Source organism: Streptomyces sp. MMS24-W38 (assembly GCF_059889265.1).
On sequence record NZ_JCBCPP010000001.1, the window covers coordinates 5,419,181 to 5,444,711 of the forward strand.

Below are 25,531 nucleotides of genomic sequence, written 5' to 3' on the forward strand. Positions count from 1 at the left end.
CAAGACCCCGGTGGCCGCCCGCTCAGGGGGCGGTCACCGAACCGGAACCAGAGGGGGAGGCCCCGTCCGACGGGGTCTCCGTCTCGCACGTCACCGAGAACGGCACCGAGTCGGACGTCGTGCGCACCGGCTCCCGCACCTCCACACCGATCCAGTTCTCGAACGTCCCGGTCGTCGAGTACGCCGTCACGGTCACCGTGTCCCGCTTCGTGTGCCCGCCGTCCCGTGGGAACGACAGCGTCCGCCACCCCCGGTCGGCCACCGAACCGTCCTCGGACACCCAGCGGTAGGACACCTCCGCGGGCAGCCGACCCACCGTGAACGTCGCCGTGAACGCCGGCGCCCGCTCCCTCGGCGGCGGACAGACCCCGGAGTACTCCGTGCGCGCGCCCTCCACCGTCACCCGCACCGACTGCCGCGGCGGGGTGGTCTCCTCGTCGTCGTAGCCGTCGTCGCCGCTCGCGGAGGCGGGCGGGGCCGACCCGTCGGTCCGCCCGGCCGTCTCCCCGCCGCCCTTGTCCTGGTTCTCGTCGCCGCCGGTCCGCGCGGACGAACTCGCGCCGCCTCCCCGGGGATCGGTGCCGGAAGCGTCCCCACCGTCCCCGCGGTTCAGCAGCGCGTACGTCAGCCCGGCCAGCGCCAGGACCAGTACGGCCACGCCCGCGACCAGGACGGCGGCGGCGCTGCGACCGCCCCCGGGGCGGGTGGTTTCGCCGGCCCCGGCTGCCGGAGCCGGGGCCGGCGTCAGGGGCAGGGGAGAGGCAGTGGTCCCGTGCGGGTGGGGACGCGTGGTGACGGTGGGGCTGTACGGCGCCGATCCTGCCGTGCCGGCGAGGGGCGTGCCTCCCCGGGAGGGGGTGCCCCCGGCGGCGACGAGCCGCAGGTCCTGCTGGGCCCGTGCCGCCGGCAGTCGCTCGGCCGGGTCCTTGCGCAACAGCCCCTCGACGACCGGGGTCAGCGGCCCGGCCCGGCGCGGCGGCGGCAGTTCCTCCTCGACGATCGCACGCAGGGTGCTCAGCGGGGTGTCCTGACGGAACGGCGAGCAGCCCTCCACCGACGCGTACAGCAGTACACCGAGCGACCACAGGTCCGACTCGGGGCCGGGGGTGCGGCCCAGCGCCCGCTCCGGGGCGAGGAACTCGGGCGATCCGACGACCTCCCCGGTCATGGTCAGTGCGGAACTGCCCTCGACCACGGCGATCCCGAAGTCGGTGAGCACGATCCGCCCGTCGTTCGCGATCAGCACGTTGGCGGGCTTCACGTCCCGGTGCAGCACCCCGGCACCGTGCGCGGCGCGCAGCGCGGCGAGCACCTCCGCGCCGACGTGCGCGGCGCGTCGCGGATCCAATGGGCCCTCGGCCTCCAGTACGTCGGCCAGGGACAGGCCGCGGACCAGTTCCATGACGATCCACGGGCGACCGGCCTCGGTCGCCACGTCGTACACCGTCACCACATTGCGGTCGGTGATCCGGGCGGCCGCCCACGCCTCCCGCTCGAGCCGGGCGTACATCCGCTCCACGTCGGCCGCCGGCAGTCCGGCCGGGGCACGTACCTCCTTGACGGCGACCTCGCGGTGCAGCGCCTCGTCGCGGGCCCGCCACACGGTCCCCATACCGCCCTCACCCAGCGGCGACAGCAGCCGGTACCGGCCCGCGACCACCCGTTCATCGCTCGGTTCCTCGGACATGGCGCCCCCCATCGCATCCGGGCGAATTCTCCGTTTCCTCATGAAAATAGCTCAACCGAGTGCGGATGCCGCCCCCTGAACAGCAATCCGGCGCCCAGGACCACGACGACGAACGCCGATCCCAGGGGCGCGCTCCGGCGCACGAGCGCGACCGCCGTGAGGTCGTGCCGCGCGACGAGACATTTCCCGCTGCTCGACCCGCGTTTTCGGTCCGCTGATCCGTAATCCCCTCCGGAGGCGTGATCGCGGCGAACGCCTCGGTGACCAGGTGGCCCCGCGGGGCCGGGAGAGGGGAGGCGCGTTGGAGGCGGACGAGCTTCTGGTGCGGGTGGCAGGCGGCGACCAGAAGGCATTCGAGACGCTGTACGGGCTGGTGTCCGGACCGGTGTACGGGCTCGTACGGCGGGTGGTGCGCGATCCCGCCCAGTCGGAGGAGGTCGCGCAGGAGGCGCTGCTCGAACTCTGGCGCTCCGCGGCCCGGTTCGACCCCGGGCGGGGCAGCGCACTGTCCTGGGTCCTCACGCTCGCCCACCGCCGGGCCGTCGACCGGGTGCGCAGTGCCCGCGCGGCCGGCGAGCGCGAGCGGCGTGAGGCCGCCCGGCACGGCAGCGGGCCCGCGTTCGACCAGGTCACCGAGGAGGTCGAGGCCGGCCTGGAACGCGAGTGGGTGCGCCGCTGCCTGGACCGCCTCACCGCCCTGCAGCGGCAGTCGGTCACCCTCGCCTACTACGACGGCTACACCTACCGTGAGGTGGCCGAGCGGCTCTCCCTGCCGCTGGGCACGGTCAAGACACGGATGCGCGACGGCCTCAGCCGACTGCGCGACTGCCTGGGAAGTGCCGCATGAGCGTCCTGGACCGGTTGTTGCGCCGAGAAGGTCTCCACTCCCTGGCCGCCCCCTACGCGCTCGACGCGCTGGAACCCGCCGAGCGCGTCCGCTTCGAGAGGCACCTGAGCAGCTGCCGCCGCTGCGCCGCCGAGGTGCGCGTCCTGGCCGAGGACGCCGTCCGGCTCGCCTGGTCCACCGCCGCCCCGGCGCCGCCCGCCCTGCGCGACCGGGTACTGGCCGCCGTACGGACCACCCCGCAGGATCCCGCACCCGAAGCCGTGCCCGGGTTCCGGGAACAGGCACGCGCGCACGCCCCGCGACTGCCGCTCCATGTATGGGGTGCCGAGTCCCTGCCGCCGGCCCGTGCGCGGCGCGGGATGCCGCTGTTCGCCCCCTTCGCGACGGCCACCGCCGCCGCGGCCCTCGTCGTCGCCTCGCTGTTCGCCGTCCAGGCGGACCGGACCCAGGACGAACTGAACGCCGAACGGGACCGTTCACGTGAGATCGCACACGTTCTCGCGGCCCCGGACGCCCGCGCGAGCAGCGGCCGGGGCGCAGGGGGCGGCACGATCGGAGTGATCACTTCCGCATCGGCGGGGAGCGCGGTCGTCACCCTGGGCGGATACGGCAACCCGCCGAACGGACGTGTGCGCCAACTGTGGCTGATGCGCCCGGGCGCCGAACCGCGCTCCCTGGGGCTCTTCGAGGCCGACACGCCCCTGGTCGCCTCCGACCTCGACGCATCCGCGACGTCACTCGCCGTGACCGTCGAGCCTGACGGGGGATCACCGCAGCCCACCACCCAGCCCGTCGTCCAACTCACCCTGAAAACGGTCGGATTCGGAGAGTAACCGTCGAGTGTTCGTCAACCTCCTTACGGGGAAGGTGAATCCTGCGGCCGCGATACACGAGTGCCCGTACGGGGCGATAGGGTTACCCTGCCCGGGGTGGACTCGTACGGGTGGGGAGTGACATGGAACGGATAACGGTGCACAGCAGGGCCAGGGTCCCTGCGATCACCTGTGGAAGCAGCGCGACCAGTACGCGCCTGGACCGCCACCTCTCGGTGCTGGCGGGACCCGCCGTCCCGCAGCGGGAGACGGTCGAGGCGACGTCGCTGATGCGTGAGCTGACCGCACGCGACCACGGAGCCAGAGGCGTGCGGGCACGGACGAGCCGTGTCTCGCTCTTCGCCCCGCTGCGTCGGCTGCGTCGCTCCCTCCTCGGCAGCCGTTAGACCCGCGCCCGGACGGACCCACCGTCCTGGCGCGGCACCGCGCGCGTCCCCTGCCACCCCACGGCACACGACGCACACCCCGAGCACCGGCACGTCGCCCCTTCCACACCCCTTCCCCGGCCCACGGTCCCGTCGTGTCGTCACCTGTCGTACTCGCTGCGTCCGTCGCATCCGCCTCAGCCGCCGTCCGGGCGTCACGCCGCTGTCCGGCGCCTCAGAGCAGGGCGAGTTGGCCCTCCGGTCCCTCCTCGTGGGCGTCCAGTACCGAGGCGGGCCGGTGCGCGGATCTCGGCGCCGGGAGCACGCCGACCTGGTGCAGTTCCGTCGACGTGATCGGGTCGACCGCCGAACGTCCCCTCAACGCTGCCTGAAGCGGGCGCAGTTCGGCCATGAGGGCGAGGACCGTGATCAGCTCCAGGAGCTCCGAGGTCCAGGTCTGCGGCCAGCCGGCCGGACGGATCGCGTCCAGGGTGCCCGGCTCGGCCCCGTCCGTGCGGACCGCGCACCACCGCTCCAGCACCCGGACCCCGGCCACCTCGAACTCCCAGGCCGTCGGCGGCACCGGTGAGATGCGGCCCCCGTCGAGGAACAGGGCCTCCTCGTCGGGGTCGTAGCGCACCGTCAGCGGTCGGGAGGGGAGCGGGGCCCGGACGTAGGGACGGCGTCCGCCCGGGAGTCGGGGGCGCTCCCCGTCGCGCCGCATCAGCCACAGCAGTCGGTGACCCACCTCCACGCCCGTGGCCCACACGTCGGCGTCCCCGGTGAGCGGCACCGTGAGCCCGCCTGGCCCGTTGCGCACCACGGCCATCGTCCAGGCGAGCACGTCGACGGCCGGGACCTCCCGGCCGAGCCGTGCCGCGAGGTGCTCGGCCAGGGCCGGGGCCAGGTTCGGTTCCGTGCCTCCGGGCCGGCGGTACAGCGGGCGGACACGGCCGGGGCGCAGCACCGGCAGCAGGGACGTGGCGAGCAGCAGCGGACCGGCGGGGTCGTCTGCGCAGGCCCCACCGCTCCCGGCACGTCCACCCGGCGGGCGGTCGCTCCGCGTGCGTTCACCCCGCGTGCGGTCGCTCCGCCCCGCGGTGGCCTCGACGACGAAGATCTGCCGCTCGTCGGTCACCCGCCACAGTTCGGGGCGGGCCGCGTCGATCAGCCGCTGGTCGGGGATCAGCCACTGCTCGTCGAAGGGGGAGCGCAGCACGCGGACCGGCTCGGGGCACGGGCCCGAGGCGCGCGCCAGTTTCTCCGTGCCGCCCGCCCGGCCCGGCAGTTGCCCGACCGCCGTGTGCGCCGTCCGTGAACGCGTCGGCTGGAACAGGGCTTCCCGGTCGGGCCCCACGGCCTTCAGCAGGGCGTCCCAACGGGCCTTCAGGGCCGCCGGATCGGGGGCCGCCGGCCACCCCCGGCCGAGTCGCGGCGGTGCGACGGACCACGGCATGAGGTCCGCCAGCAGCGGAGCGTTGTCGTGCGTCACGCTGGGCATCGTACGGCCTGAAGGACCGACCGGATCAGGTGGCGTCCAGCGTCACCGTGAAGGAGAAGCGGTCGCCCCGGTAGCTGATGACGGCCACGTCCAGGGGCCGGCCGCCGGTGTCGTACGTGATCCCGGTGTAGTGCAGGATCGGGCTGAGCAGCGGGACCCGGAGCAGCCGGGCCGTCTCCGGGTCCGCGAGTCGCGCCTCCACGATGTCCGTGATGCGGCTGATGTCCGCCCCGGCGGAATCCCGCAGCACCTTGGTCATCGGCCAGCGCACCAGGTCGTCCAGGTCTATACGGGCGGCCAGTTCGGGCCGGACGTAGTTGCGGGCGTGGTTGGTCGGCTCTCCCGTCCTCTCGTCGCTGCGCAGCCGGTGGTACGCCGCTGTCTCGGACAAGCCCGGGAAGTACTCGGCGAGTTCGGCCGGCACCGGTGCCGGACCGTGCTCCAGCAGTTCGGTCGTCATACCGGACTGCTGGGCCACGATCGCGTCCACCGAGCCCAGCAGGCGCACCGGGGTGCCCCGCCGGGCATCCGGCTCGATGAACGTGCCGCGCCGGCGGTGCCGCGTGATCAGCCCCTCGTCCTCCAGTTCCTTCAGCGCCTGCCGCATGGTCAGCACGCTCACCCCGTAGTGCCCGGCCAGCTGTTCCTCGGTGGGCAGGCGCAGCGGGTCCTGGGGTGAGCGGCCGAGGATCGAGGCGCGGAGTGACTGCGACACCTGATACCAGAGCGGCAACTTGCGGTTCAGGACGATCGAGTCCGGGGCGAAGGAGGTCACGGGGTTATCCGTACCGGTCGGGGAACGTTCAGTGCAACGGGCGGAAGTGACGCTCGAGGCCCTGCCACACGTCGTCGTAGCCCTGCTGCAGGTGCTCCGCCCGGGCCGCCTGCGGTGTCAGGGACACCGGCCAGCGGGTCTCGAACATGAAGGCCAGGCCGTCGTCGATCTTCTGCGGGCGCAGCTCGGCGGCGCTCGCCCTCTCGAACGTCTCCCGGTCCGGGCCGTGCGCCGACATCATGTTGTGCAGTGAGCCCCCACCGGGGACGAAGCCCTCCGCCTTCGCGTCGTACGCGCCCTCGATCAGGCCCATGTACTCGCTCATCACGTTCCGGTGGAAGTACGGCGGCCGGAACGTGTCCTCACCCACCAGCCAGCGCGGGGCGAAGACCACGAAATCCACCCCGGCCAGCCCCGGGGTGTCGCTCGGCGAGGTCAGCACCGTGAAGATCGACGGATCCGGGTGGTCGTACGAGATGGTGCCCATCACATTGAAACGGCGCAGGTCGTAGGCGTACGGCACATGGTTGCCGTGCCAGGCGACGACATCCAGCGGGGAGTGGTCGTAGGTGGCCGACCACAGGTTGCCGCAGAACTTGTTCACCACCTCCACCGGTCCCTCGACGTCCTCGTACGCGGCGACCGGGGCCCGGAAGTCCCGGGCGTTGGCCAGTCCGTTGGCGCCGATCGGACCGAGGTCGGGGAGCCGGAACGGCGCCCCGTAGTTCTCGCACACGTAACCGCGGGCCGGGGCGTCCAGAAGCTCCGCACGGAAGCGCACCCCGCGAGGGATCAGCGCGATGTGTCCCGGCTCCACGTGCAGCAGCCCGAACTCCGTGCGCAGCAGCAGCCCGCCCTGTTCCGGGACGATCAGCAGCTCACCGTCGGCGTCGCTGAACACCCGCTCCATCGAGGCGGTCGCGTGGTAGAGGTGCACCGCCATTCCGGTGCGCTGAGTGACGTCTCCGTTGCCGCCGAGCGTCCACAGGCCGGCCAGGAAGTCGGTGCCCTCCGCCGGCGCGGGCAGCGGGTTCCAGCGCAGGCGGTTGGGGTCGGGCACGGTCTGGGTGAAGGGCGCGCTGCGGATCGCGCCGTTGCCCGTGCGGGTGAACGCCGGGTGCGCGGCCGACGGGCGGATCCGGTACAGCCAGGAGCGGCGGTTGTCGGCCCGCGGCTCGGTGAACGCCGTGCCGCTCAGCTGCTCCGCGTACAGCCCGAGCGGCGCGCGCTGAGGTGAGTTGCGTCCCTCGGGCAGGGCGCCCGAAAGCGCCTCGGAGCTGTGCTCGTTGCCGAAACCGGAGAGGTGGTCGAGTCCCTCGGCGGCCTTGCGCGCTTCCTCACGCTCGAATGCGCTCGCGCGGGCGGTGCCCCCATCGCTCATCTTCGCTGCTCCCTTGCGTGCGATTCCTATGCAACACCGTAGGATTGCGGTTTTTCCGGCGCAAGAGGGCTGCGCGATCCCGTTCCTCGTGTCGCGGCCGTGTTCCGGGGGTCGGTATCGCCCGCCTGCCCGTCTTCGGCCGGCGCGGCGACCGCGGCTGCTCCGCCCGGCGCGGCTGCCCTACCCGAACGAGTGACGCGGTTCCTCTGGCGCCAGGAAATTAGCATCGCTAGTTTATGTGTCGGACGTCGAACCCTGTCCCGGAGGAAGCGCGATGAAGGCATACGACGGCATGTACATCGACGGAGCCTGGCGCCCCGCCGCCGGCCCGGACGTGATCGAGGTCGTGAACCCGGCCGACGAGCAGGTGATCGCCACCGTCCCCGCGGGCACCGCCGAGGACGTGGACGCCGCCGTACGGGCCGCCCGTGCCGCCCTGCCGGCCTGGGCCGCGACCCCGCCCGCCGAGCGCGCCGCCCGCCTCGCCGCCCTCCGTGACGTACTGGCGGCCCGGCAGGAGGAGATCGCCCGGACGGTGACGGCCGAGCTCGGCGCACCCCTGAAGCTCTCGCAGACCGTGCATGCGGGCGTGCCCGTCGCGGTGGCGGGCTCGTATGCCGAGCTGGCCGCGACGTACCCCTTCGAGGAGAGGACGGGCAACTCGACCGTCCTGCACGAACCGGTCGGTGTGGTCGGCGCGATCACGCCCTGGAACTACCCCCTCCACCAGATCGTCGCGAAGGCCGCCCCGGCCCTCGCCGCCGGCTGCACGATCGTCGTCAAGCCCGCCGAGGACACCCCGTTGGTCGCCCGGCTCTTCGCGGAGGCGGTGCACGAGGCGGGGGTTCCGGCCGGCGCGTTCAACCTGGTCACCGGCCTCGGCCCGGTGGCCGGCCAGGCTCTCGCCGAACACCCGGGCGTCGACCTGGTCTCCTTCACCGGCTCCACGGCCGTCGGCCGCCGGATCGGCGCCGTCGCCGCGGGCGCGGTCAAGAAGGTCGCCCTCGAACTGGGCGGCAAGTCCGCCAATGTGATCCTCCCCGGTGCCGATCTGGCCCGGGCGGTCAACGTCGGGGTCGCCAACGTGATGTCCAACTCCGGCCAGACGTGCAGCGCCTGGACCCGCATGCTGGTCCACCGCGACCAGTACGACGAGGCGGTCGAGCTCGCCGCGGCCGCCGCCACGAAGTACGGCGACCGTATCGGCCCCCTCGTCAACGCCAAGCAGCAGGAACGCGTGCGCGGTTACATCGAGAAGGGCGTCGCCGAGGGCGCGCGTCTGGTCGCCGGCGGCCTTGACGCCCCGCGCGAGAAGGGGTGCTTCGTCAGCCCCACCGTCTTCGCCGACGTCACCCCGGACATGACGATCGCCCAGGAGGAGATCTTCGGGCCCGTCCTGTCCGTCCTGCGCTACGAGGACGAGGAGGACGCCCTGCGCATCGCCAACGGCACCGTCTACGGGCTCGCCGGCGCGGTCTGGGCCGGCGACGAGGCCAAGGCGGCGGCGTTCGCCCGCCGCATGGAGGCCGGTCAGGTCGACATCAACGGTGGCCGCTTCAACCCCCTCGCGCCGTTCGGCGGTTACAAGCAGTCGGGCGTGGGACGCGAACTCGGCGTGCACGGCCTGACCGAGTACCTCCAGACCAAGTCCCTCCAGTTCTAGGGGAGTCCATCCACCATGGTCGTCCGCGCCGCCGTACTGTCCGCCGTTGACGCCCCGTTGGAGACCACGGGGATCGACCTGCCCGAGCCCGGTCCCGGCCAGGTCCGGGTCCGGCTCGCCGCCGCCGGTGTCTGCCACTCCGACCTGTCCCTGACCGACGGCACCATGCGCCTCCCGGTCCCGGCCGTGCTCGGCCACGAGGGCGCCGGCACGGTCGTCTCCGTCGGCGAGGGCGTCACCCGTGTCGCTCCCGGCGACGGCGTCGTCCTCAACTGGGCGCGCCTGCCCCGCCTGCGCACGCGGCGAGGTGTGGCTGTGCGCCGACGCCCTGAGCGGTGCCGCCCGGGTGCACGCCCACCGTGCCGACGACGGCACCCCGCTCCACCCCGGCCTGAACGTCGCCGCCTTCGCCGAGGAGACGGTGGTGCCGGCGTCCTGCGTCCTGCCCGCTCCGGACGGCGTCCCGCTCACCGACGCCGCCCTGCTGGGGTGCGCCGTGCTCACCGGCTACGGCGCCGTCCACCACTGCGCGCGGGTCCGGCCGGGCGAGTCGGTCGCGGTGTTCGGTGTCGGGGGAGTGGGCCTCGCCGCCCTCCAGTCGGCCCGGATCGCCGGCGCGACGACGATCGTCGCGGTCGACGTCTCCCCGGCCAAGGAGGAGCTGGCGCGCTCCGCCGGGGCGACCGACTATCTCGTCGCCTCGGACACCACGGCCCGCGAGATCCGTGCCCTCACCGGGAAACAGGGCGTGGACGCGGCCGTCGAGTGCGTCGGCCGCGCGACCACCATCCGCACCGCCTGGGACTCCACCCGGCGTGGCGGCCGCACCACGGTCGTCGGCATCGGAGGCAAGGACCAGCAGGTCACCTTCAACGCCCTGGAGATCTTCCACTGGGGCAGAACCCTGTCCGGCTGCGTCTACGGCAACTCCGACCCCGCCCGGGACCTCCCCGTCCTCGCCGGACACATCCGAGCGGGCCGTCTCGACCTGGGAGCCCTGGTGACGGAACGGATCACCCTGGACGGCATCCCGGCGGCCTTCGACACCATGTCGGCGGGCAAGGGCGGACGAGCCCTGGTGGTCTTCTAGGGCGTGGCGCGGGGACGGCGCGGAGGGGTGCCGGTCAGCGCAGGGCCGCTTCCTCGATCCCCAGCAGTTCGGACAGCGCCCGCTCGCCCGCCTCCGTCACCTTCACCGCGCGCTCGGAGCCGATGCGGACGCACCACCGTGCGTCCAGGGCGTGCCGGCACAGGGCCGCGCCGGCGACTCCGGCGAGGTGGTGGCGGCGTTCCGTCCAGTCGAGGCAGGCGCGGGCCAGCGGGCGGCGGGCGCGGCGGTCGAGTCCGATGCCGAGGGCGTCGAACCAGCGCAGGCCCGCGTCGGTGAGCGCGAACCCGGTGTCCCGGTGGAGCAGTCCGCGTGCCGTGAACGCGTCCGTCACCGTGATGCCGAGCCGGCCGGCGAGATGGTCGTAGCAGGTGCGTCCACGGGCCATCGCCGAGTCCGCGCCGGCCTGCCGCAGGGTGCGCGGGCGCGCAGCCGTGTCCGGGGTCACCTGTCCGGCCAGTTCCTCCAGCAACTGGGCGACCCGCGCGTCGGCGAGCCGTACGTACCGGTGCCGGCCCTGCCGTTCCTCGGCGAGCAGCCCGCCGGCTACCAGCTTGCCCAGGTGCTCGCTCAGCGTGGACGGGGCGACGCCCGCACGCCGCGCCAGCTCGCCCGCCGTCCACGCCCGGCCGTCCAGCAGGGCCAGCAGGCACGCGGCCCGTGTCTCGTCGGCGATCAGCCCGGCGAGCCGGGCGAGCCCGGGGGCCCGGGGGTCCTTCGACGTCATGCGTCCCAGCATGCGGCACGCACCCTTCGGCGCCGACCGAACCGTCCGCGCAGGTACTGCCCCCTACCCCCGCCGCACCACCCGTACCGCAGCACGTGGCTAAGAGGCTCGCACCTGTTCGTACTGCTCGGCCAGACCGTCCAGCAGCGCCGTCAGCCCGGTCTCGAAGGCCCGCTCGTCGATCTTCTCCTGTTTCTCGGCGAGCAGATGGGCCTGCCCGAGACGGGGGTAGTCGGCGGGATCGTAGGCGCCGGCGTCGTCCACGAAACCGCCGGCGAAGGAACCGAGCGCCGATCCCATGATGAAGTACCGCATCAGCGCACCGATGGACGTGGCCTGCGCCGGCGGCCAGCCGGCGTCGACCATCGCGCCGTAGACCGCGTCGGCGAGCCGCAGGGCGGCCGGGCGGCGGCCGGGGCCGCGCGCCAGGACCGGCACGATGTTGGGGTGGTCGCGCAGTGCGGCGCGGTAGGAGACGGCCCAGTCGTGCAGCGCGGTCCGCCAGTCCCGGCCGTCCTCGAACATCGACAGGTCGACCAGCGCGCTCACCGAGTCGGCCACCGCCTCGAGGATCTCGTCCTTGGTGCGGAAGTGGTTGTAGAGCGAGGGCCCACTGACCCCCAGCTGTGCGGCGAGCCGCCGCGTGGAGACGGCCGCGAGGCCCTCCGCGTCCACGAGCGCACGGGCCGTCTCGACGATCCGGTCGGGGCTGAGCAGGGGCTTGCGCGGTCGGGCCATGGCGCACATAGTAGGGCTGCATCGGAAAACTAGCAGTGCTAATCAGGTGGGGTGGCCGTCATGAACCTGGAGCTCAGCGAGGAGCACAGTGCCGTCCGCCGGCTCGCCCGGGACTTCGTCGAGCGGGAGGTCGTCCCCCACGCCACGGCCTGGGACCGGGCCGAGGAGGTCGACCGCGGCATCGTGAAGAAGCTCGGCGAGGTCGGGTTCCTCGGGCTGACGATCGACGAGCGGTACGGGGGCTGCGGCGGCGACCACCTCGCGTACTGCCTGGTCACCGAGGAACTGGGCCGCGGCGACTCCTCCGTGCGCGGGATCGTCTCCGTGTCCCTGGGGCTGGTCGCCAAGACGGTCGCCGCCTGGGGCGACGAGGAGCAGAAGCGGACCTGGCTTCCCGGGCTCACCTCGGGCGCGTACGTCGGCTGCTTCGGCCTCACCGAGCCGGGCACGGGTTCCGACGCCGGCGAGGTCTCCACCCGGGCGGTGCGCGACGGCGACAACTACGTCATCAACGGCACCAAGATGTTCATCACCAACGGCACCTGGGCCGACGTGGTCCTGCTGTTCGCCCGTTCCACCGACGCCCCCGGCCACAAGGGGATGTCCGCCTTCCTCGTTCCCGCCGACGCCCCCGGCCTGACGCGTCGCCCCCTGCACGGCAAGCTCGGTCTGCGCGGTCAGGCCACCGCGGAGCTGGTGCTGGAGGACGTGCGGGTGCCCGCGTCCGCGATGCTGGGCCCCGAGGGCAAGGGTTTCTCGGTCGCCATGTCCGCCCTCGCCAAGGGGCGCATGTCGGTCGCGGCGGGCTGTGTCGGCATAGCCCAGGCCGCGCTCGACGCGGCCGTGCGGTACGCGGGTGAGCGCGAGCAGTTCGGGAGGGCCATCGCCCACCACCAGCTCGTCCAGGAGCTGATCAGTGACATCGCCGTGGACGTCGACGCCGCCCGGCTGCTGACCTGGCGGGTCGCGGACCTGATCGACCGCGGACGGCCGTTCGCCGTGGAGTCCTCCAAGGCCAAGCTCTTCGCCTCGGAGGCAGCCGTCCGCGCCGCGAACAACGCCCTCCAGGTCCACGGCGGTTACGGTTACCTCGACGAGTACCCGGCGGGCAAGCTGCTGCGCGACGCCCGTGTCATGACCCTCTACGAGGGCACCAGTCAGATCCAGAAACTGGTCATCGGACGCGCCCTGACCGGGGTCTCGGCGTTCTGAGTACCTGCCTGAGTATCCGAGCGGATGTGACCGCAGCCACATCCGCCGATTCTTGCCCCCATGAGCGACACACCGGTCAAGCAGCAGAGTACGGCCGCCTTCTACGGTCAGGCCGTGGCGTCCTTCGGAGTGGCCATGGGCGCCACCGCGGTCGGCATTTTCAACCTCGAGGCCGACGCCTGGGTCCGCGCCTTCCTGGGCATCGCGGTCCTGTACCTCGTCACCTCCGCCTTCACGCTGGCCAAGGTCATCCGGGACCGCCAGGAGGCGGGGCAGATGGTGAACCGGGTCGACCAGGCGCGCCTGGAGAAGCTTCTCGCCGAACACGACCCGCTGCAGAAACTCTGACACCGGGCGCGCCAGGGCCCCTCAGCCGCCTCTCCGCCATGATCCGCCGGACCAGCCCTAAGCGCCCGCTCACCCTTGCCGGTATGGTGTTACCCCTGTCGGCGAATGGGGTGAGCGATGAGAGCGGCGGAGGACACGGCCGGCGGTGAGGCGCAGCCGTGGGGTGAGGTCACACCCGACGCGGCCCGGCGGCTGCTGCTCGCCGCCGTGGAGGCGTTCGCGGAACGCGGCTACCACGCCACGACGACCCGCGACATCGCGGGCCGCGCCGGCATGAGCCCGGCCGCGCTCTACATCCACTACAAGACCAAGGAAGAGCTGCTCCACCGCATCAGCAGGATCGGCCACGAGAAGGCCGTGGACATCCTGCGCACCGCGGCCCGTGCCGAGGGCGGCCCGACCGAACGGCTCGCCGACGCGGTGAGCTCCTTCGTCCGCTGGCACGCCGGCGGGCGCACCACCGCGCGGGTCGTGCAGTACGAACTCGACTCGCTCGGTCCCGATGCCCGCGCCGAGATCCTCGCCCTGCGCCGGCAGGTCGACGCCGAGGTGCGCGGGATCATCGAGGAGGGCGTGCGCACGGGCGAGTTCGACGTCCCCGACGTGCGGGGCACCACCCGCGCCGTGCTCTCCCTCTGCGTCGACGTGGCGCGCTGGTTCAACATCAACGGCGCCCGCACCCCCGAGGAGGTCGGCGCCCTCTACGCCGACCTCGTGCTGCGGATGGTCGGCGCCGACCGGACGGGCACCGCTCAGAGGTAGTAGCGGGCCACCGACTCGGCCACGCACACCGGCTTCTCGCCGTCCTCGCGCTCCACGGTGAAGGCCGTGGTCACCTGGACGCCGCCCGCCACCTCGTCGACGGCGGTGACCTTCGCGGTGGCACGCACCCGCGACCCGACGGGGACGGGCGCGGGGAAGCGCACCTTGTTCGTGCCGTAGTTGACGCCCATCTTCACGCCCTCGACGGAGAGCAGCTGCGGGCCGAACAGCGGCAGCAGCGACAGTGTCAGATAGCCGTGCGCGATGGTCGTGCCGAACGGTCCGGCCGCCGCCTTCTCCGGATCGACATGGATCCACTGGTGGTCACCGGTGGCCTCGGCGAACAGGTCGATCCGCTTCTGGTCGACCTCCAGCCAGTCCGTGTACCCCAGCTGCTCGCCCACCGCCGCCTTCAGGTCGTCGACGGACGTGAAGATTCTCGGCTCTGCCATGTCCCGGCCTTTCGCGTCACGTGGTCGCACGCGCCCACCCGCGCGCGTCTGTCTAAGCGACTGCTTAGCATGGTCGGCCGTGCGGCCCTTGTCAACGGACCCGAGCCGTGCGGGGTGGGTAGGCTTCGAGGGGTGCCCCAGATTCCAGAGAAGATCCACGAGCTCACGGTCGGCCAGCTCTCCGCGCGCAGCGGCGCCGCCGTGTCGGCCCTGCACTTCTACGAGTCGAAGGGCCTGATCAGCAGTCGCCGCACCGCGGGCAACCAGCGCCGCTACAGTCGTGACACCCTCCGCCGGGTCGCGTTCATCCGGGCCGCCCAGCGCGTCGGCATCCCGCTCGCGACGATCCGCGGGGCACTCGCCGAACTCCCCCAGGAACGTACTCCCACCCGGGGCGACTGGGCGCATCTCTCCGAGGCCTGGCGCGCCGAACTGGACGAGCGCATCAAGCAGCTCAACCGGCTGCGCGATCACCTCACCGACTGCATCGGCTGCGGCTGCCTCTCGCTGGACACCTGCGTCCTGTCCAACCCGGACGACGTCTTCGGCGAACGCCTGACCGGCTCCCGGCTGCTGCCCGAGAACCCCTAGAACCCCTAGAACCCCGAGAACACTGAGAATCCCGTGAACACAGCCGGCGGGCGGCCGGGCAACCGGGCAAGCCGGGTCCCGCCCGGGCGAGGGTCCGGGTGACAGTGGGGGCGCGGCATCCCCGGCGCGCCCCCACACCCTTCAGGCCGACACCAGCAGTTTCGACCGCCTGGCGTCCGCCAGTGCTTCGGCGGTCAGGACGGGGCGCGGCACCAGGATTCCGCAGTCCGTGCAGACCGGGCCCGTCGACGGCTCGTGATCCAGGTCGTACCGCCACATGAGCCGTTCCCCCCGGCACACGGGGCAGGCCGAACCCGGCTCTCGTTCCAGCGCGGCGATCAGCCGTCGCAGCACCTCGGCCAGCGGCTCACGCGGATGCACGCGCGGGTCGTCGCACCAGGCCACGCCGAAACCGCCCCAGGTCAGCCGGTGCCAGTCGTCCACGCTGCCCGGCCTGCGCAGGCCGTCGTGCTTCTCCCTCCTGCGGCGCTCGGCGAACTCGACCTCGTAGGACTGCCAGACCGCCCGGGCCTCCTCCAGTTCGTCCAGTGCGGCCACGAGCCGCGCTGGGTCGACGGAGCGGTCCTCGGGATCGAACCCGGCACGTGAGCACAGATGGTCCCAGGTCGCCCTGTGCCCGTACGGAGCGAATCGCTCAAGGCACTTGCGCAGCGAATAGCGCCGCAGCGCCAGGTCGCACCGTGGATCGCGGACCTGTCTCGCCAGACTTCGGAAACCGGCCATCATCCTGCACCTCCGTCACACCTGCACCTGTAATCCGGTCACTTCGGCGTCGTCGAACGGACGTCGTCGAGTAGACGTATCGACACGCGAATCGGCTCCATCTTTTTTCGATGGCCCCCTGTCGGGCGGTCACGGGCCGGCCATCGGTCGGTCGTGGTGAGTCACCGGTCAACTCCCGTGTCCGATGATTCAGTTGTGGTCCCTCGTGGTCATCTCCAGTGCCACCGCAGCGGAAAGTGACGCGTGTTCACCTTCCATCGCGGAGATACCGGCGGCAGCGCCCCGCTCCGTCCCCGCCGGGAGGATCCCCCGTGTCGCGGCGTGCCGCGCACACCCCTCGACAGTCTGAGAACTCCCCGCGGCCTCCACGGGTTCCTGAAGAGCGCGGCGTTATGCGCACCGATCGCTTCCCTGATCACCCCGCTGTCCCCGGCGAACGCGGCTGGAGCGGCATCACCGCAGGTGGCAGAGGTGAACGACATGCGGGTGGTGCTCGGTGAGCAGATGGATGACCGGCATGCGGAAGCCGGACGGCGGCGGGCCACTGCCTGACCCGCCGCCGTTCCTGTCATCGTCGCTGTCGTCGCTGCCGGCCCTCTCGGCCCTGTCGTCGCTACCGCCGTCGTAGCCGCAGTACGGCGCGTGCCCGGCGGGCTGCTCGACAGGTGAACGCACGCGTCAGCGGTACAGCAGATGCTCCCGGCGCGTCCGCCGGAACGCCGCCAGCTCGTCCCGCCAGCCGGCCACGACCTCGTCCGTGTCCGCGCCCGCGTCGATCATCGTGCGCACGCGCGTGGAGCCGGTCAGCTTGTCGATCCAGTTGTCCGGACGCCAGGCGAATCCGCTCCATGCCCGCTTGGCGGTGACCAGCAGCCCCACTCCCGTACGTACGGGATCGAACGCGTCACGGTCGTGCACATGGAGCTGCACGCCCCCGACGGTCTTCCCCTGGAACTTGGAGAACGTGGGCGCGAAGTACGCCTCGCGGAACCGCACACCCGCCAGGCCGAGCCCGTTCGCCTCGGCCGCCCAGCGTCCGTCGATCCCCTCCGCGCCCAGCAGTTCGAACGGCCGGGTCGTCCCGCGCCCCTCGGACAGGTTGGTGCCCTCGAAGAGGCACGTCCCCGCGTACACCAGGGCCGTCTCGGGCGTCGGCATGTTGGGGCTGGGCGGTACCCACGGCAGCCCCGAGGCGTCGTAGAAGTCGGACCGCCGCCAGCCCGACATCCGTACCGTCTCCAGTGGCACCGGATCGGCCAGGAACTCCGCGTTGAACAACCGCGCCAGCTCCGCCACCGTCATCCCGTGCGCCTGGGAGATCGGCTGCCGCCCGACGAACGTCGCGAACTCCGGGTGCAGCACGGGCCCCAGCGCCGCCCGCCCGGTCATCGGGTTCGGCCGGTCGAGGACGACGAACCGCTTGCCCGCGAGCCGCGCCGCCTCCATGCAGTCGTAGAGCGTCCAGATGTACGTGTAGAAGCGGGCGCCCACGTCCTGGATGTCGAAGACGACCGTGTCGACGCCGGACGCGGTGAAGACGTCGGCGAGGGGCCGGCCGCTCTTCAGGTACGTGTCGTAGACGGGCAGGCCGGTCGCCGGGTCGTCGTGGCGGCCCTCGGAGCCGCCCGCCTGCGCGGTGCCCCGGAAGCCGTGTTCGGGTCCGAACACGGCGGTCAGGTCCACGCGGTCGTCGGCGTGCATGACGTCGACGATGTGCCGTACGTCCCGGGTGATGCCCGTCGGGTTGGTGACCACGCCGACACGTCGGCCGTCGAGCAGCGCGTAACCGTCCGCCGCGAGCTGCTCGAAGCCGGTGCGTAGCCTCCGGCCCGCGGCAGGGGCCCGTCCGGGGGCCGCGTGCGCCGGGACGGCGGTGGCCGCGGTGGCCGCGAGGGTGGCTGTGGTGGTGGCGAGCAGGCTCCGTCTGGACAGCTTCATACTGTGACCTCCGTGATCGCTGCGGGTGTCATGCCCACGCACGTTAACGCGCGTGAACCGCACCGGGGAACGAGCCGGGCCTGGCCGGTTTGCTTCTTCTTCTTCCGCCCGGCATACCGACCGGTTAGTCTGGCGTGATGCGAGCGGCGTGACGGCGGCAACGCGTCGCGTCACCGTCGCGGCCGGGTCGAGATCGCCGGAACCGCCGGAAACAGAGCCGGCCGGGCAGGCGGCCGGCCGCCGCGTCGAAGGAGTCCGATGGTGGAAGCCGTGCAGGGTGCGAAGGTGGTCGTCACGGGCGCCGGGGGCGGCATCGGGGCGGCACTCGCCCGCCGCTTCGCCGGCCAGGGGGCCCAGGTCGTCGTCAACGACCTGGACGCCGGCCGCGTCAAGGCCGTCGCCGAGGAGATCGGCGGCATCGCGGTCCCGGGCGACGCGTCCTGCGTCGTCCCCGAGGCCCTGGACGCGCTCGGCGGCAGGATCGACGTCTACTGCGCCAACGCCGGCGTCGGCCGTGACGGCGGGGAGCCCGGCGGGCCGCTCGACGAACAGGGCTGGGCGCTCTCCTGGGACGTCAACGTCATGGCCCACGTCCGCGCGGCGCACGTGCTGCTCCCCGACTGGCTGGAACGCGGCAGCGGCCGTTTCGTCTCCACCGTCTCCGCCGCCGGACTGCTCACCATGATCGGCACCGCCCCCTACAGCGTCACCAAGCACGGCGCCTACGCCTTCGCCGAATGGCTGTCCCTGACGTACCGCCACCGCGGTGTGAGGGTCCACGCGATCTGCCCGCAGGGTGTGCGCACCGACATGCTCACCGACAGCGGCAGCGCGGGCGACCTGGTGCTCAAGCCGACCGCGATCGAGCCCGAGGACGTGGCCGACGCCCTGTTCCGCGGCATCGAGGAGGACCGCTTCCTGATCCTGCCGCACCCCGAGGTCGCCGAGTACTACCAGGCCCGCGCCACCGACCCGGAGCGCTGGCTCGGCGGCATGAACCGCATCCAGCGGCACTGGGAGGCCACCCGGTGAGCCGCCCGGCCGGCCATGACCGGCCATGACCGCACGTGAGCCCGCGCGGCAGCCGGAGATCCTGCCCGATGCGCCGCGGACGGCAAGTGGGAAGATCCCCGTCGGGGAACCGTTCTCCCCGACGCGGGACGGCCGGCGGCACCAGCGGTGACGACCAGTGGTGACGACGGCCGGCAGCGGCCAGCGACAACGAACAGCGACAACGAACAGTGACAGCGAAACGGAAGGCAGGTGGCGGCAGTGCCCAGGACGACGGACGGTGACGGGCCCCCGGTACCGCAGCGGCTCCTGGCCGCCGCCACCCGGCTCTTCGCCGAGCAGGGCTACGACCGCACCTCCGTGCAGGAGATCGTCGAGGCGGCCGGCGTCACCAAGGGCGCGCTCTACCACTACTTCGGCTCCAAGGACGACCTGCTGCACGAGGTCTACGCGCGCATGCTGCGCCTCCAGCAGGAACGCCTGGACTCCTACGCGAGCGCCGACGAGCCGATCGAGAAGCGCCTGCGCGGCGCCGCGGCCGACGTCGTCGTCACGACGATCGAGAACCTGGACGACGCGTCGATCTTCTTCCGCTCCATGCACCATCTGAGCCCGGAGAAGAACAAGCAGGTACGGGCCGAGCGCCGCCGCTACCACGAGCGCTTCCGCGCCCTGATCGAGGAGGGCCAGGCTGCGGGCGTGTTCTCCACGGCGACCCCGGCCGACCTGGTGGTGGACTACCACTTCGGTTCCGTGCACCACCTGTCGACCTGGTACCGCCCCGACGGGCCCCTCACGCCGCAGCAGGTCGCCGATCACCTCGCCGACCTGCTGCTGCGCGCACTCCGTCCCTGAGGCGCCGGAGCTTCCTACAGGTACTTCTTCAGCTCCCGTCGCGCCAGCGACCGCTGGTGCACCTCGTCCGGGCCGTCGGCGATCATCAGCGTGCGGGCACCGGCGTACAGCTCGGCCAGCGGGAAGTCCTGGCTGACCCCGCCCGCCCCGTACAACTGGATGGCCCGGTCGAGGATGCCGACGACCGTGCGCGGGGTGGCGATCTTGATGGCCTGGATCTCGGTGTGGGCGCCCCGGTTGCCCACGGTGTCCATCATCCAGGCCGTCTTCAGCACCAGCAGCCGCAGCTGCTCGACCGCGACCCGCGCGTCCGCGATCCAGTTCTGCACCACGCCCTGCTGGGCCAGCGCCTTGCCGAAGGCGTCACGGGACACGGCCCGTCGGCACATCAGCTCGATCGCCCGCTCGGCCATGCCGATCAACCGCATGCAGTGGTGGATCCGGCCGGGGCCGAGCCGCGCCTGGGCGATGGCGAAACCGCCGCCCTCCTCACCGATCAGGTTCGCCACCGGCACGCGCGCGTGGTCGAAGACCACCTCGGCGTGGCCGCCGTGGGAGTGGTCCTCGTAACCGAACACCTGCATGGCGCGCTCGATGGTGACGCCGGGCGTGTCGCGGGGCACGAGGAGCATCGACTGCTGGCGGCGGATGTCCGCCCCGTCCGGGTCGGTCTTGCCCATCACGATGAAGATCCGGCAGTCCGGGTTCATCGCCCCGGAGATGTACCACTTGCGGCCCGTGACGACGTACGAGTCGCCGTCCCGCTCGATGCGCGTGGTGATGTTGGTGGCGTCCGAGGAGGCCACCTCCGGCTCGGTCATCGCGAACGCCGAGCGGATCTCCCCCGCCAGCAGGGGCTCCAGCCACTGCTTCTTCTGCTGCTCGTCGCCGAACTGGGCCAGCACCTCCATGTTCCCGGTGTCGGGCGCCGCGCAGTTGGTGGCGGTGGGCGCCAGCTGCGGGGAGCGGCCCGTGATCTCGGCGAGCGGGGCGTACTGGAGGTTGGTGAGGCCGGCTCCGTACGTGGAGTCGGGCAGGAACAGGTTCCACAGCCCCTGCCGGCGGGCCTCGGCCTTGAGGTCCTCCACCACGGGGACGGTGTCCCAGGACGAGGCCAGCCCGGCGCGCTGCTCGTGGGCGACCTGCTCGGCCGGGTGGACGTACTCGTCCATGAAGGCGAGCAGCCTGGCACGCAGCTCCTCGGTGCGCGTGTCGAACGCGAAGTCCATGTCCCGTCAGCCTTCCTGAAGAGTGGTCAGACCGTGCTCGATGAAGACGGGGACCAGATCGCCGATGCGGTCGAAGCCGCGGCCGACCGTTTGGCCCAGCGTGTAGCGGTAGTGGATGCCCTCGAGGATCACGGCGAGCTTGAACCAGGCGAACGCCGTGTACCAGGACACCGCGGAGACGTCGCGTCCCGAGCGGGCGGCGTACCGCTCGATCAGCTCGGCGGGTGCCGGATGCCCGGGCGCCTCGGCCGTCGTGGAGACGGGTGAGCCGGGCACGTCCAGCGGCATGCTGTACATCACCAGCAGGCCGAGGTCGGTCAGCGGATCGCCGAGCGTGGACATCTCCCAGTCGAGGATCGCCTTGATCTCGTCGTCGTCCTCGCCGATCAGGACGTTGTCGAGGCGGTAGTCGCCGTGCACCACGGCCGGCGCGGGGGAGCGGGGCAGCTTCCGCCCCAGCGCGGCGTGCAGTTCGTCGACGCCGGCCAGCTCCCGGTCGCGGGAGGCGTCCAGCTGCTTGCCCCAGCGTCGCAGCTGCCGGTCCAGGAAGCCCTCGGGGCGGCCGAAGTCGGCCAGGCCCACCTCGCCGGGGTCCACCGCGTGCAGCTCGACGAGCGTGTCCACCAGGCCGAGCACGGCCCGACGGGTGCGCTCCGGCCCCAGCGGCACCAACTGGTCCGCCGTCCGGTACGGGACGCCGTCGACGAACTCCATGACGTAGAAGGGCGCCCCGATCACCTCCTCGTCCTCGCACAGCAGCTCGGTGCGGGGCACCGGCACGGGGGTCGGGTGCAGCGCGGTGATCACCCGGTGCTCGCGCCTCATGTCGTGCGCGGTGGCCAGCACATGCCCGAGCGGCGGGCGCCGTACCACCCACTGCGCGGTGCCGTCGGAGAGCGCGTAGGTGAGGTTCGACCTGCCGCCCTCGATGAGCCGGCCGGAGAGCGGGCCGTTCACCAGGCCGGGCCGCTCCCGCTCGAGCAGGGCGCTCAGCCGGTCGAGATCCAGTCCGGGAGGGTGGTCGGGGCTCATTCTCGCTCCTACGGGCAGGTGACGGTACCCGACACATGATGCCGACCGGTCGGTATGTCGTCCAGGGGGTGAGCGAAACGTGACCGGAGCCACGCCCCGTCCACCGCACGCGCACACGACACGCCCGTTCGGCCATCCGGCTTGCGCGGAGGGAGGCGACGCCGGAGGGTCTACCCCATGAAGGCGATCAGTTATGCGCGATACGGCGGCCCCGAGGTGCTCGAGCACGGGGAGGTCGACGACCCCCGGGTCGGCCCGGACTCGGTACTCGTGAAGGTGCGGGCGGCGGCCGTCAACCCCGTCGACTGGAAGTGCCGAGAGGGCTATCTCGACCCGGTCCTGGCCCCGGTGTTCCCGGTGATCCCCGGCTGGGACGTCTCGGGTGTGGTCGTACGGCCCGGCGCCGCGGTCCCCGAGTTCGCCGTCGGCGACGAGGTCATCGGCTATGTGCGTGAGGACTTCCTCTCCCGCGGCACCTTCGCCGAGTACGTGGCCGCCCCGGTACGGGCCCTCGCGCGCAAGCCGCGCAACCTGTCCTTCGAGGAAGCCGCCGGACTGCCCCTCGCCGGACTCACCGCCTACCAGGTGCTGCACAGGGCCCTCGAGGTGAAACGGGCCGAGACCGTCCTGGTGCACGCCGCGGCCGGCGGCGTCGGCTCCATCGCCGTCCAGCTCGCGGCACACCTCGGCGCCCGGGTCATCGGTACGGCGAGCGAGCACAACCACGACTTCGTCCGCGAGCTGGGTGGGGAACCGGTGTCCTACGGCGAGGGCCTCGCCGAGCGGGTGCGGGGGCTCGCCCCCGAAGGCGTGGACGCGGTGTTCGACACGGTCGGCGGCGACACCCTGAAGGCCTCGGCCGACCTCCTGGCCCCCGAGGGCCGGCTCGCGTCGATCGCCGACAACGCGGTGGCGGAGTACGGGGGCCGCTACTGCTTCGTCCGCCCCGATCCCCGGGATCTCGGACACCTGTCCGAACTGGCGGAACAGGGTGCGGTGCGCGTGCACGTCTCGAAGACGTTCCCGCTGGAACGCACGGCGGACGCCCACCGGCTGAACCAGGAGGGCCGGACCAGGGGCAAGATCGTGGTCACCGTGGACGGGGAGCCGGAGGACCGGTGAGGCGGCCTTCCGGAAGCCACGTCACCGACCTCCCCGGGCAGCGCTCCTAGGTCCGGTCCAGCAGGACGAGGGCCGCCCCGCACACGGCCAGGGCCCCGGTGCAGAACACCGCCGCGGTGAGACGCCGGGGGGAGGGCGCGGCCGGGGCGGCCGCAGCCGCGAGGACGTGGATCCGGCGGTGGGCGACCAGGAGGAACCCCAGCCAGCAGGCACAGCACAGCGCGCACAGGACCACCCCGGCGGCCGACACCCCGCCGTGCAGCGCCATGCGCACCGCGAGCACGGACGCGACGGTGCACGCGAGGGTCGTACGCCGCCACGCGAGCCGGGTCCGCTCGGGCTGCAGCCCGGGGTCCCGGGCCGCCCGGGTCCCGGCCGGCCCGCTCACCCCTTCCACCCGACGAGCACCACGAAGACCATCGCGAGGGCGACGAGGGCGACGACGAGACTCAGCAGCACCGGGAACCGGGACACCGGCAGGTCCTCACCGCGCCGCATGGCCCGCTCGCAGCGCACCCAGTGATCGACCGCGCGCAGTGCGCACAGCACCCCGGCGGCGAGCAGTGCCAGCGCGAGCCCGACCCGCCAGCCCCAGCGCAGGTCCGGCAGGAACTGGTCCACGGCGAAGCCGCCGCCGATCAGCGCGAGGGCGGTGCGCAGCCAGGCCAGGAACGTACGCTCGTTCGCCAGTGAGAACCGGTAGTCGGGCGTGTCCCCCTCCTGCCGCACGTCCTCGGGCGCGAACCACAGCCGGACGTTCCGTACGAAGTCGATCACGTCGCGACCCTACCGAAACGCCCTGACCGGTCTGCATCTAGCTCGGACGCTCTGGCTCCCGGGCCCGGGTGGCCCTGAGTCGTTCGTACGCCGCCAGGCTGTCCGGTGTCCACGTCCACTCGCTCAGGCGTCGCTCCAGCTCCGCCTCGGTCAGGAAGGTGTGCCAGGCCACCTCCTCGGCCTGGGGCCGTACGGGCAGGTCGCAGCGGACCTCGTAGACCGCGGACCACCAGGTCCGGCCGGCGCCGTCGTCGTACAGGAACTTGAAGAGGTACTCGGGGCGAGGCAGCCCGGACACGCCCAGTTCCTCCTCGGCCTCGCGCAGGGCCGCCTCGTCGTAGCTCTCCCCGGCACCCACGACCCCGCCGACGAACATGTCGTACAGGGAGGGGAAGACCAGCTTGGTCGGGGTGCGGCGGTGCACGAAGATCCGGCCCTCGGCATCCCTGGCCAGGACGAACGCGCAACGGTGCCGCAGTTTCCGGGCGTAGGCCTCACCGCGCGGGGACCGGCCGGTCACCCGGTCGTCCTCGTCCACGATGTCGAGGATCTCGTCGGCGGCACGCGCGGGTCCGTCAGCGGCACTCATGAGTCCCATCCAAGCAGGACCGGCCGTCCGCGGCGGGTACGGCTTCCGGGAGCTGCCGGCTCTGTCACGCCGGACGGACGTGAGCCCGGCCGCCGAATCCCAAGTGACCTGTCCGGGACACTGGTTGACGCGTGTAATGACTGGGGCGCCCTTGACGTCAACTGTTGGCTGCCGGTTTGCTGTCCGTGATCGCCCCATGGCTATCGGCAGCCGACCACTGCCGTACCGACCGACCGTCCGACATGGGCCGAGCCACAAGAAGAGCGCGTGAGGAAGTCCGCGGTGTCTCCACCCCCGCCTCCCCTCGGCCGTGCCCGCAGACGTGCGGCCCAGGCCTTCGACGAGGCCCTCGACGACGAGGAACTCGTCGCCGCGCGGGCCGCGCTGGCGCAAGGCCGGTGGCAGAACGCCCGCTCGCTGCTCGTCCGTACGGGTGACGACTGGGACCGCCGCGGCCACCGGATCACCGTGCTCGCCCGGGAGGCCTCCTGTGCCGCCTGGGTCCGCGACTGGCTGCTCGCCGAGCCCGACTCCGGGGACGCGTCGGCCCTGCTCGCCCTGGCCCTGGTGAGGCGCGCCCTGCGCGGCAAGGAGAAGGCGGCCCACGCGCGCGAGGCCTGCCGCCGGGCTGCCGCGGCGTCACCCGCCGACCCCACCCCGTGGCTCGGTCTGCTGCTGCTGGAGTGCGCCCAGGGCGCCGAGGGCGACGTGGTGCGGATCTTCGAACAGGTCCGCAGCCGGTACGCGGACCACCACCACGCCCACCACCTGGTGGTCGCCTGGCTCGCCGAACGCCGCGTGGAGACGGGCCCGGACCCGCTGCACGAGGTCTACGACTTCGCCAACTGGTCCGCCGAACAGGCGCCCGCCGACTCCCCCCTGGCGATGCTGCCGGTCATCGCGCACGCCGAGCGCTACCGCGCACTCGCCGCCGCCGGCCACGAGCGCGCCGACCCGGCCGCCTCCGGCCACTGGGTGGGCCGCCGTGCCCGGCAGGTGCTGAAGGCCGCCTTCGACTGGTGGTTGGAGTGGGAGCACGAAGGCCATCCGCGCCGCCTGATCGACCTGAACTTCCTCGCCCACGCCAAGCTCTGCGAGGGCCGGGGCGCCGAGGCCGCCGCCCTGTTCCACCGCATCGGCGACAAGGCCACCCCGGCTCCCTGGTCGTACCCCGACCGTGACCCGCTCGCCGCCTTCCGCGCCGCGCGGGCAGCCGCCCTCGGCACCGGATGAACCCGCACGAG

Annotated in this window: 27 protein-coding genes and 1 pseudogene; 13 read left to right on the forward strand and 15 right to left on the reverse strand. The window is 72.5% G+C overall.

Annotated features, from left to right (window positions below):
- Positions 1-22: 22 nt before the first annotated feature.
- The gene (locus AC6F7H_RS23685; protein WP_500758910.1) at positions 23-1,687 is read right to left on the reverse strand and encodes a serine/threonine-protein kinase; all 1,665 of its coding nucleotides are present in this window, start codon (positions 1,685-1,687) and stop codon (positions 23-25) included.
- 301 nt (positions 1,688-1,988) lie between these two features.
- Here AC6F7H_RS23685 and AC6F7H_RS23690 point away from each other — a divergent pair, with 301 nt between their 5' ends.
- The 3 genes from AC6F7H_RS23690 to AC6F7H_RS23700 all read left to right on the forward strand — a co-directional run bounded on the left by AC6F7H_RS23690 (position 1,989) and on the right by AC6F7H_RS23700 (position 3,753).
- A complete protein-coding gene (locus AC6F7H_RS23690; protein WP_500758911.1) occupies positions 1,989-2,534 on the forward strand; it encodes a sigma-70 family RNA polymerase sigma factor in 546 nt (181 codons plus the stop codon).
- On the forward strand, positions 2,531-3,367 hold the full coding sequence (locus tag AC6F7H_RS23695) for an anti-sigma factor (RefSeq protein ID WP_500758912.1): 837 nt from the start codon (positions 2,531-2,533) through the stop codon (positions 3,365-3,367). The genes AC6F7H_RS23690 and AC6F7H_RS23695 overlap by 4 nt, the downstream gene beginning before the upstream one ends.
- Positions 3,368-3,489: 122 nt before the next feature.
- Positions 3,490-3,753 carry a hypothetical protein gene (locus AC6F7H_RS23700; protein ID WP_500758913.1) on the forward strand — a complete coding sequence of 88 codons (264 nt, stop codon included), beginning with the start codon at positions 3,490-3,492 and terminating at the stop codon, positions 3,751-3,753.
- Between the two features lie 214 nt (positions 3,754-3,967).
- Here AC6F7H_RS23700 and AC6F7H_RS23705 read toward each other — a convergent pair whose 3' ends face one another.
- From AC6F7H_RS23705 to hmgA, 3 genes are read right to left on the reverse strand one after another with little or no spacing between them, the layout of a single operon-like run.
- Positions 3,968-5,233 (reverse strand): type ISP restriction/modification enzyme, encoded by a 1,266-nt coding sequence (locus tag AC6F7H_RS23705; RefSeq protein ID WP_500758914.1) that lies wholly within the window; start codon positions 5,231-5,233, stop codon positions 3,968-3,970.
- Between the two features lie 25 nt (positions 5,234-5,258).
- A complete protein-coding gene (locus AC6F7H_RS23710; protein WP_500758915.1) occupies positions 5,259-6,008 on the reverse strand; it encodes a GntR family transcriptional regulator in 750 nt (249 codons plus the stop codon).
- 28 nt (positions 6,009-6,036) lie between these two features.
- Positions 6,037-7,389: a homogentisate 1,2-dioxygenase gene (hmgA, locus tag AC6F7H_RS23715; protein WP_500758916.1), complete on the reverse strand. Its 1,353-nt coding sequence runs from the start codon at positions 7,387-7,389 to the stop codon at positions 6,037-6,039.
- Between the two features lie 274 nt (positions 7,390-7,663).
- On the opposite strand from hmgA, the gene AC6F7H_RS23720 reads away from it, so the two are divergent.
- Positions 7,664-9,052: an aldehyde dehydrogenase family protein gene (locus tag AC6F7H_RS23720; protein WP_500758917.1), complete on the forward strand. Its 1,389-nt coding sequence runs from the start codon at positions 7,664-7,666 to the stop codon at positions 9,050-9,052.
- 15 nt (positions 9,053-9,067) lie between these two features.
- Positions 9,068-10,142 (forward strand): annotated as a pseudogene (locus AC6F7H_RS23725) (zinc-binding dehydrogenase).
- Between the two features lie 34 nt (positions 10,143-10,176).
- Here AC6F7H_RS23725 and AC6F7H_RS23730 read toward each other — a convergent pair.
- Positions 10,177-10,887 carry an ArsR/SmtB family transcription factor gene (locus tag AC6F7H_RS23730; protein ID WP_500758918.1) on the reverse strand — a complete coding sequence of 237 codons (711 nt, stop codon included), beginning with the start codon at positions 10,885-10,887 and terminating at the stop codon, positions 10,177-10,179.
- 99 nt (positions 10,888-10,986) lie between these two features.
- Positions 10,987-11,625: a TetR/AcrR family transcriptional regulator gene (locus tag AC6F7H_RS23735; RefSeq protein WP_500758919.1), complete on the reverse strand. Its 639-nt coding sequence runs from the start codon at positions 11,623-11,625 to the stop codon at positions 10,987-10,989.
- A 60-nt stretch (positions 11,626-11,685) separates the two neighbouring features.
- Here AC6F7H_RS23735 and AC6F7H_RS23740 point away from each other — a divergent pair, with 60 nt between their 5' ends.
- The 3 genes from AC6F7H_RS23740 to AC6F7H_RS23750 all read left to right on the forward strand — a co-directional run bounded on the left by AC6F7H_RS23740 (position 11,686) and on the right by AC6F7H_RS23750 (position 13,947).
- Positions 11,686-12,837 (forward strand): acyl-CoA dehydrogenase family protein, encoded by a 1,152-nt coding sequence (locus AC6F7H_RS23740; RefSeq protein WP_500758920.1) that lies wholly within the window; start codon positions 11,686-11,688, stop codon positions 12,835-12,837.
- 60 nt (positions 12,838-12,897) lie between these two features.
- Positions 12,898-13,185 carry a YiaA/YiaB family inner membrane protein gene (locus tag AC6F7H_RS23745; protein ID WP_363038590.1) on the forward strand — a complete coding sequence of 96 codons (288 nt, stop codon included), beginning with the start codon at positions 12,898-12,900 and terminating at the stop codon, positions 13,183-13,185.
- A 117-nt stretch (positions 13,186-13,302) separates the two neighbouring features.
- On the forward strand, positions 13,303-13,947 hold the full coding sequence (locus AC6F7H_RS23750; protein ID WP_500758921.1) for a TetR/AcrR family transcriptional regulator: 645 nt from the start codon (positions 13,303-13,305) through the stop codon (positions 13,945-13,947).
- Here the strand turns inward: AC6F7H_RS23750 and AC6F7H_RS23755 are convergent.
- The gene (locus AC6F7H_RS23755) at positions 13,938-14,399 is read right to left on the reverse strand and encodes a MaoC family dehydratase (RefSeq protein ID WP_500758922.1); all 462 of its coding nucleotides are present in this window, start codon (positions 14,397-14,399) and stop codon (positions 13,938-13,940) included. The two genes, AC6F7H_RS23750 and AC6F7H_RS23755, sit on opposite strands and share 10 nt — an antisense overlap.
- A gap of 132 nt (positions 14,400-14,531) precedes the next feature.
- Here AC6F7H_RS23755 and soxR point away from each other — a divergent pair, with 132 nt between their 5' ends.
- Positions 14,532-14,990, forward strand: coding sequence for a redox-sensitive transcriptional activator SoxR (gene soxR, locus AC6F7H_RS23760; RefSeq protein ID WP_500758924.1), 459 nt, complete (start codon positions 14,532-14,534; stop codon positions 14,988-14,990).
- Between the two features lie 141 nt (positions 14,991-15,131).
- Here the strand turns inward: soxR and AC6F7H_RS23765 are convergent, their stop codons facing one another.
- The 3 genes from AC6F7H_RS23765 to AC6F7H_RS23775 all read right to left on the reverse strand — a co-directional run bounded on the left by AC6F7H_RS23765 (position 15,132) and on the right by AC6F7H_RS23775 (position 17,672).
- A complete protein-coding gene (locus tag AC6F7H_RS23765) occupies positions 15,132-15,734 on the reverse strand; it encodes a hypothetical protein (protein ID WP_500758925.1) in 603 nt (200 codons plus the stop codon).
- A 453-nt stretch (positions 15,735-16,187) separates the two neighbouring features.
- Positions 16,188-16,409 carry a hypothetical protein gene (locus AC6F7H_RS23770; protein ID WP_500758926.1) on the reverse strand — a complete coding sequence of 74 codons (222 nt, stop codon included), beginning with the start codon at positions 16,407-16,409 and terminating at the stop codon, positions 16,188-16,190.
- Positions 16,410-16,412: 3 nt separating this feature from the next.
- Positions 16,413-17,672 (reverse strand): exo-beta-N-acetylmuramidase NamZ family protein, encoded by a 1,260-nt coding sequence (locus AC6F7H_RS23775; RefSeq protein ID WP_500758927.1) that lies wholly within the window; start codon positions 17,670-17,672, stop codon positions 16,413-16,415.
- Positions 17,673-17,930: 258 nt separating this feature from the next.
- Here AC6F7H_RS23775 and AC6F7H_RS23780 point away from each other — a divergent pair, with 258 nt between their 5' ends.
- Entirely contained in the window at positions 17,931-18,704 is a 774-nt protein-coding gene (locus AC6F7H_RS23780; RefSeq protein WP_500758929.1) for an SDR family oxidoreductase, read from the forward strand.
- Positions 18,705-18,944: 240 nt separating this feature from the next.
- Positions 18,945-19,538 carry a TetR/AcrR family transcriptional regulator gene (locus AC6F7H_RS23785; protein ID WP_109380545.1) on the forward strand — a complete coding sequence of 198 codons (594 nt, stop codon included), beginning with the start codon at positions 18,945-18,947 and terminating at the stop codon, positions 19,536-19,538.
- A gap of 14 nt (positions 19,539-19,552) precedes the next feature.
- Here the strand turns inward: AC6F7H_RS23785 and AC6F7H_RS23790 are convergent, their stop codons facing one another.
- Positions 19,553-20,767, reverse strand: a complete 1,215-nt coding sequence (locus AC6F7H_RS23790; RefSeq protein ID WP_500758931.1) for an acyl-CoA dehydrogenase family protein — start codon at positions 20,765-20,767, stop codon at positions 19,553-19,555.
- 6 nt (positions 20,768-20,773) lie between these two features.
- Positions 20,774-21,799: a phosphotransferase family protein gene (locus AC6F7H_RS23795; RefSeq protein ID WP_500758933.1), complete on the reverse strand. Its 1,026-nt coding sequence runs from the start codon at positions 21,797-21,799 to the stop codon at positions 20,774-20,776.
- Between the two features lie 177 nt (positions 21,800-21,976).
- On the opposite strand from AC6F7H_RS23795, the gene AC6F7H_RS23800 reads away from it, so the two are divergent.
- On the forward strand, positions 21,977-22,921 hold the full coding sequence (locus AC6F7H_RS23800) for an NADP-dependent oxidoreductase (RefSeq protein WP_500758934.1): 945 nt from the start codon (positions 21,977-21,979) through the stop codon (positions 22,919-22,921).
- 46 nt (positions 22,922-22,967) lie between these two features.
- Here the strand turns inward: AC6F7H_RS23800 and AC6F7H_RS23805 are convergent, their stop codons facing one another.
- The 3 genes from AC6F7H_RS23805 to AC6F7H_RS23815 are packed head-to-tail and all read right to left on the reverse strand — an operon-like array spanning position 22,968 to position 24,287.
- A complete protein-coding gene (locus AC6F7H_RS23805; RefSeq protein WP_500758936.1) occupies positions 22,968-23,309 on the reverse strand; it encodes a DUF202 domain-containing protein in 342 nt (113 codons plus the stop codon).
- On the reverse strand, positions 23,306-23,698 hold the full coding sequence (locus tag AC6F7H_RS23810; protein WP_500758938.1) for a YidH family protein: 393 nt from the start codon (positions 23,696-23,698) through the stop codon (positions 23,306-23,308). Before AC6F7H_RS23810 ends, AC6F7H_RS23805 begins: the two co-directional genes overlap by 4 nt.
- 37 nt (positions 23,699-23,735) lie before the next feature.
- Positions 23,736-24,287 carry an NUDIX hydrolase gene (locus AC6F7H_RS23815; protein WP_500758940.1) on the reverse strand — a complete coding sequence of 184 codons (552 nt, stop codon included), beginning with the start codon at positions 24,285-24,287 and terminating at the stop codon, positions 23,736-23,738.
- Between the two features lie 282 nt (positions 24,288-24,569).
- Between AC6F7H_RS23815 and AC6F7H_RS23820 the strand changes: the two genes are divergently transcribed.
- A complete protein-coding gene (locus AC6F7H_RS23820; protein ID WP_500758942.1) occupies positions 24,570-25,520 on the forward strand; it encodes a hypothetical protein in 951 nt (316 codons plus the stop codon).
- The last annotated feature ends 11 nt before the right edge of the window (positions 25,521-25,531 follow it).

Coding starts and splice junctions, on each gene's coding strand:
- AC6F7H_RS23685 (WP_500758910.1), bottom strand. CDS start 1,687: ATGTCCGAGGAACCGAGCGATGAACGGGTGGTCGCGGGCCGGTACCGG.
- AC6F7H_RS23695 (WP_500758912.1), top strand. CDS start 2,531: ATGAGCGTCCTGGACCGGTTGTTGCGCCGAGAAGGTCTCCACTCCCTG.
- AC6F7H_RS23700 (WP_500758913.1), top strand. CDS start 3,490: ATGGAACGGATAACGGTGCACAGCAGGGCCAGGGTCCCTGCGATCACC.
- AC6F7H_RS23705 (WP_500758914.1), bottom strand. CDS start 5,233: ATGCCCAGCGTGACGCACGACAACGCTCCGCTGCTGGCGGACCTCATG.
- hmgA (WP_500758916.1), bottom strand. CDS start 7,389: ATGAGCGATGGGGGCACCGCCCGCGCGAGCGCATTCGAGCGTGAGGAA.
- AC6F7H_RS23720 (WP_500758917.1), top strand. CDS start 7,664: ATGAAGGCATACGACGGCATGTACATCGACGGAGCCTGGCGCCCCGCC.
- AC6F7H_RS23730 (WP_500758918.1), bottom strand. CDS start 10,887: ATGACGTCGAAGGACCCCCGGGCCCCCGGGCTCGCCCGGCTCGCCGGG.
- AC6F7H_RS23735 (WP_500758919.1), bottom strand. CDS start 11,625: ATGGCCCGACCGCGCAAGCCCCTGCTCAGCCCCGACCGGATCGTCGAG.
- AC6F7H_RS23740 (WP_500758920.1), top strand. CDS start 11,686: ATGAACCTGGAGCTCAGCGAGGAGCACAGTGCCGTCCGCCGGCTCGCC.
- AC6F7H_RS23745 (WP_363038590.1), top strand. CDS start 12,898: ATGAGCGACACACCGGTCAAGCAGCAGAGTACGGCCGCCTTCTACGGT.
- AC6F7H_RS23750 (WP_500758921.1), top strand. CDS start 13,303: ATGAGAGCGGCGGAGGACACGGCCGGCGGTGAGGCGCAGCCGTGGGGT.
- AC6F7H_RS23755 (WP_500758922.1), bottom strand. CDS start 14,399: ATGGCAGAGCCGAGAATCTTCACGTCCGTCGACGACCTGAAGGCGGCG.
- AC6F7H_RS23765 (WP_500758925.1), bottom strand. CDS start 15,734: ATGGCCGGTTTCCGAAGTCTGGCGAGACAGGTCCGCGATCCACGGTGC.
- AC6F7H_RS23775 (WP_500758927.1), bottom strand. CDS start 17,672: ATGAAGCTGTCCAGACGGAGCCTGCTCGCCACCACCACAGCCACCCTC.
- AC6F7H_RS23780 (WP_500758929.1), top strand. CDS start 17,931: ATGGTGGAAGCCGTGCAGGGTGCGAAGGTGGTCGTCACGGGCGCCGGG.
- AC6F7H_RS23790 (WP_500758931.1), bottom strand. CDS start 20,767: ATGGACTTCGCGTTCGACACGCGCACCGAGGAGCTGCGTGCCAGGCTG.
- AC6F7H_RS23795 (WP_500758933.1), bottom strand. CDS start 21,799: ATGAGCCCCGACCACCCTCCCGGACTGGATCTCGACCGGCTGAGCGCC.
- AC6F7H_RS23800 (WP_500758934.1), top strand. CDS start 21,977: ATGAAGGCGATCAGTTATGCGCGATACGGCGGCCCCGAGGTGCTCGAG.
- AC6F7H_RS23815 (WP_500758940.1), bottom strand. CDS start 24,287: ATGAGTGCCGCTGACGGACCCGCGCGTGCCGCCGACGAGATCCTCGAC.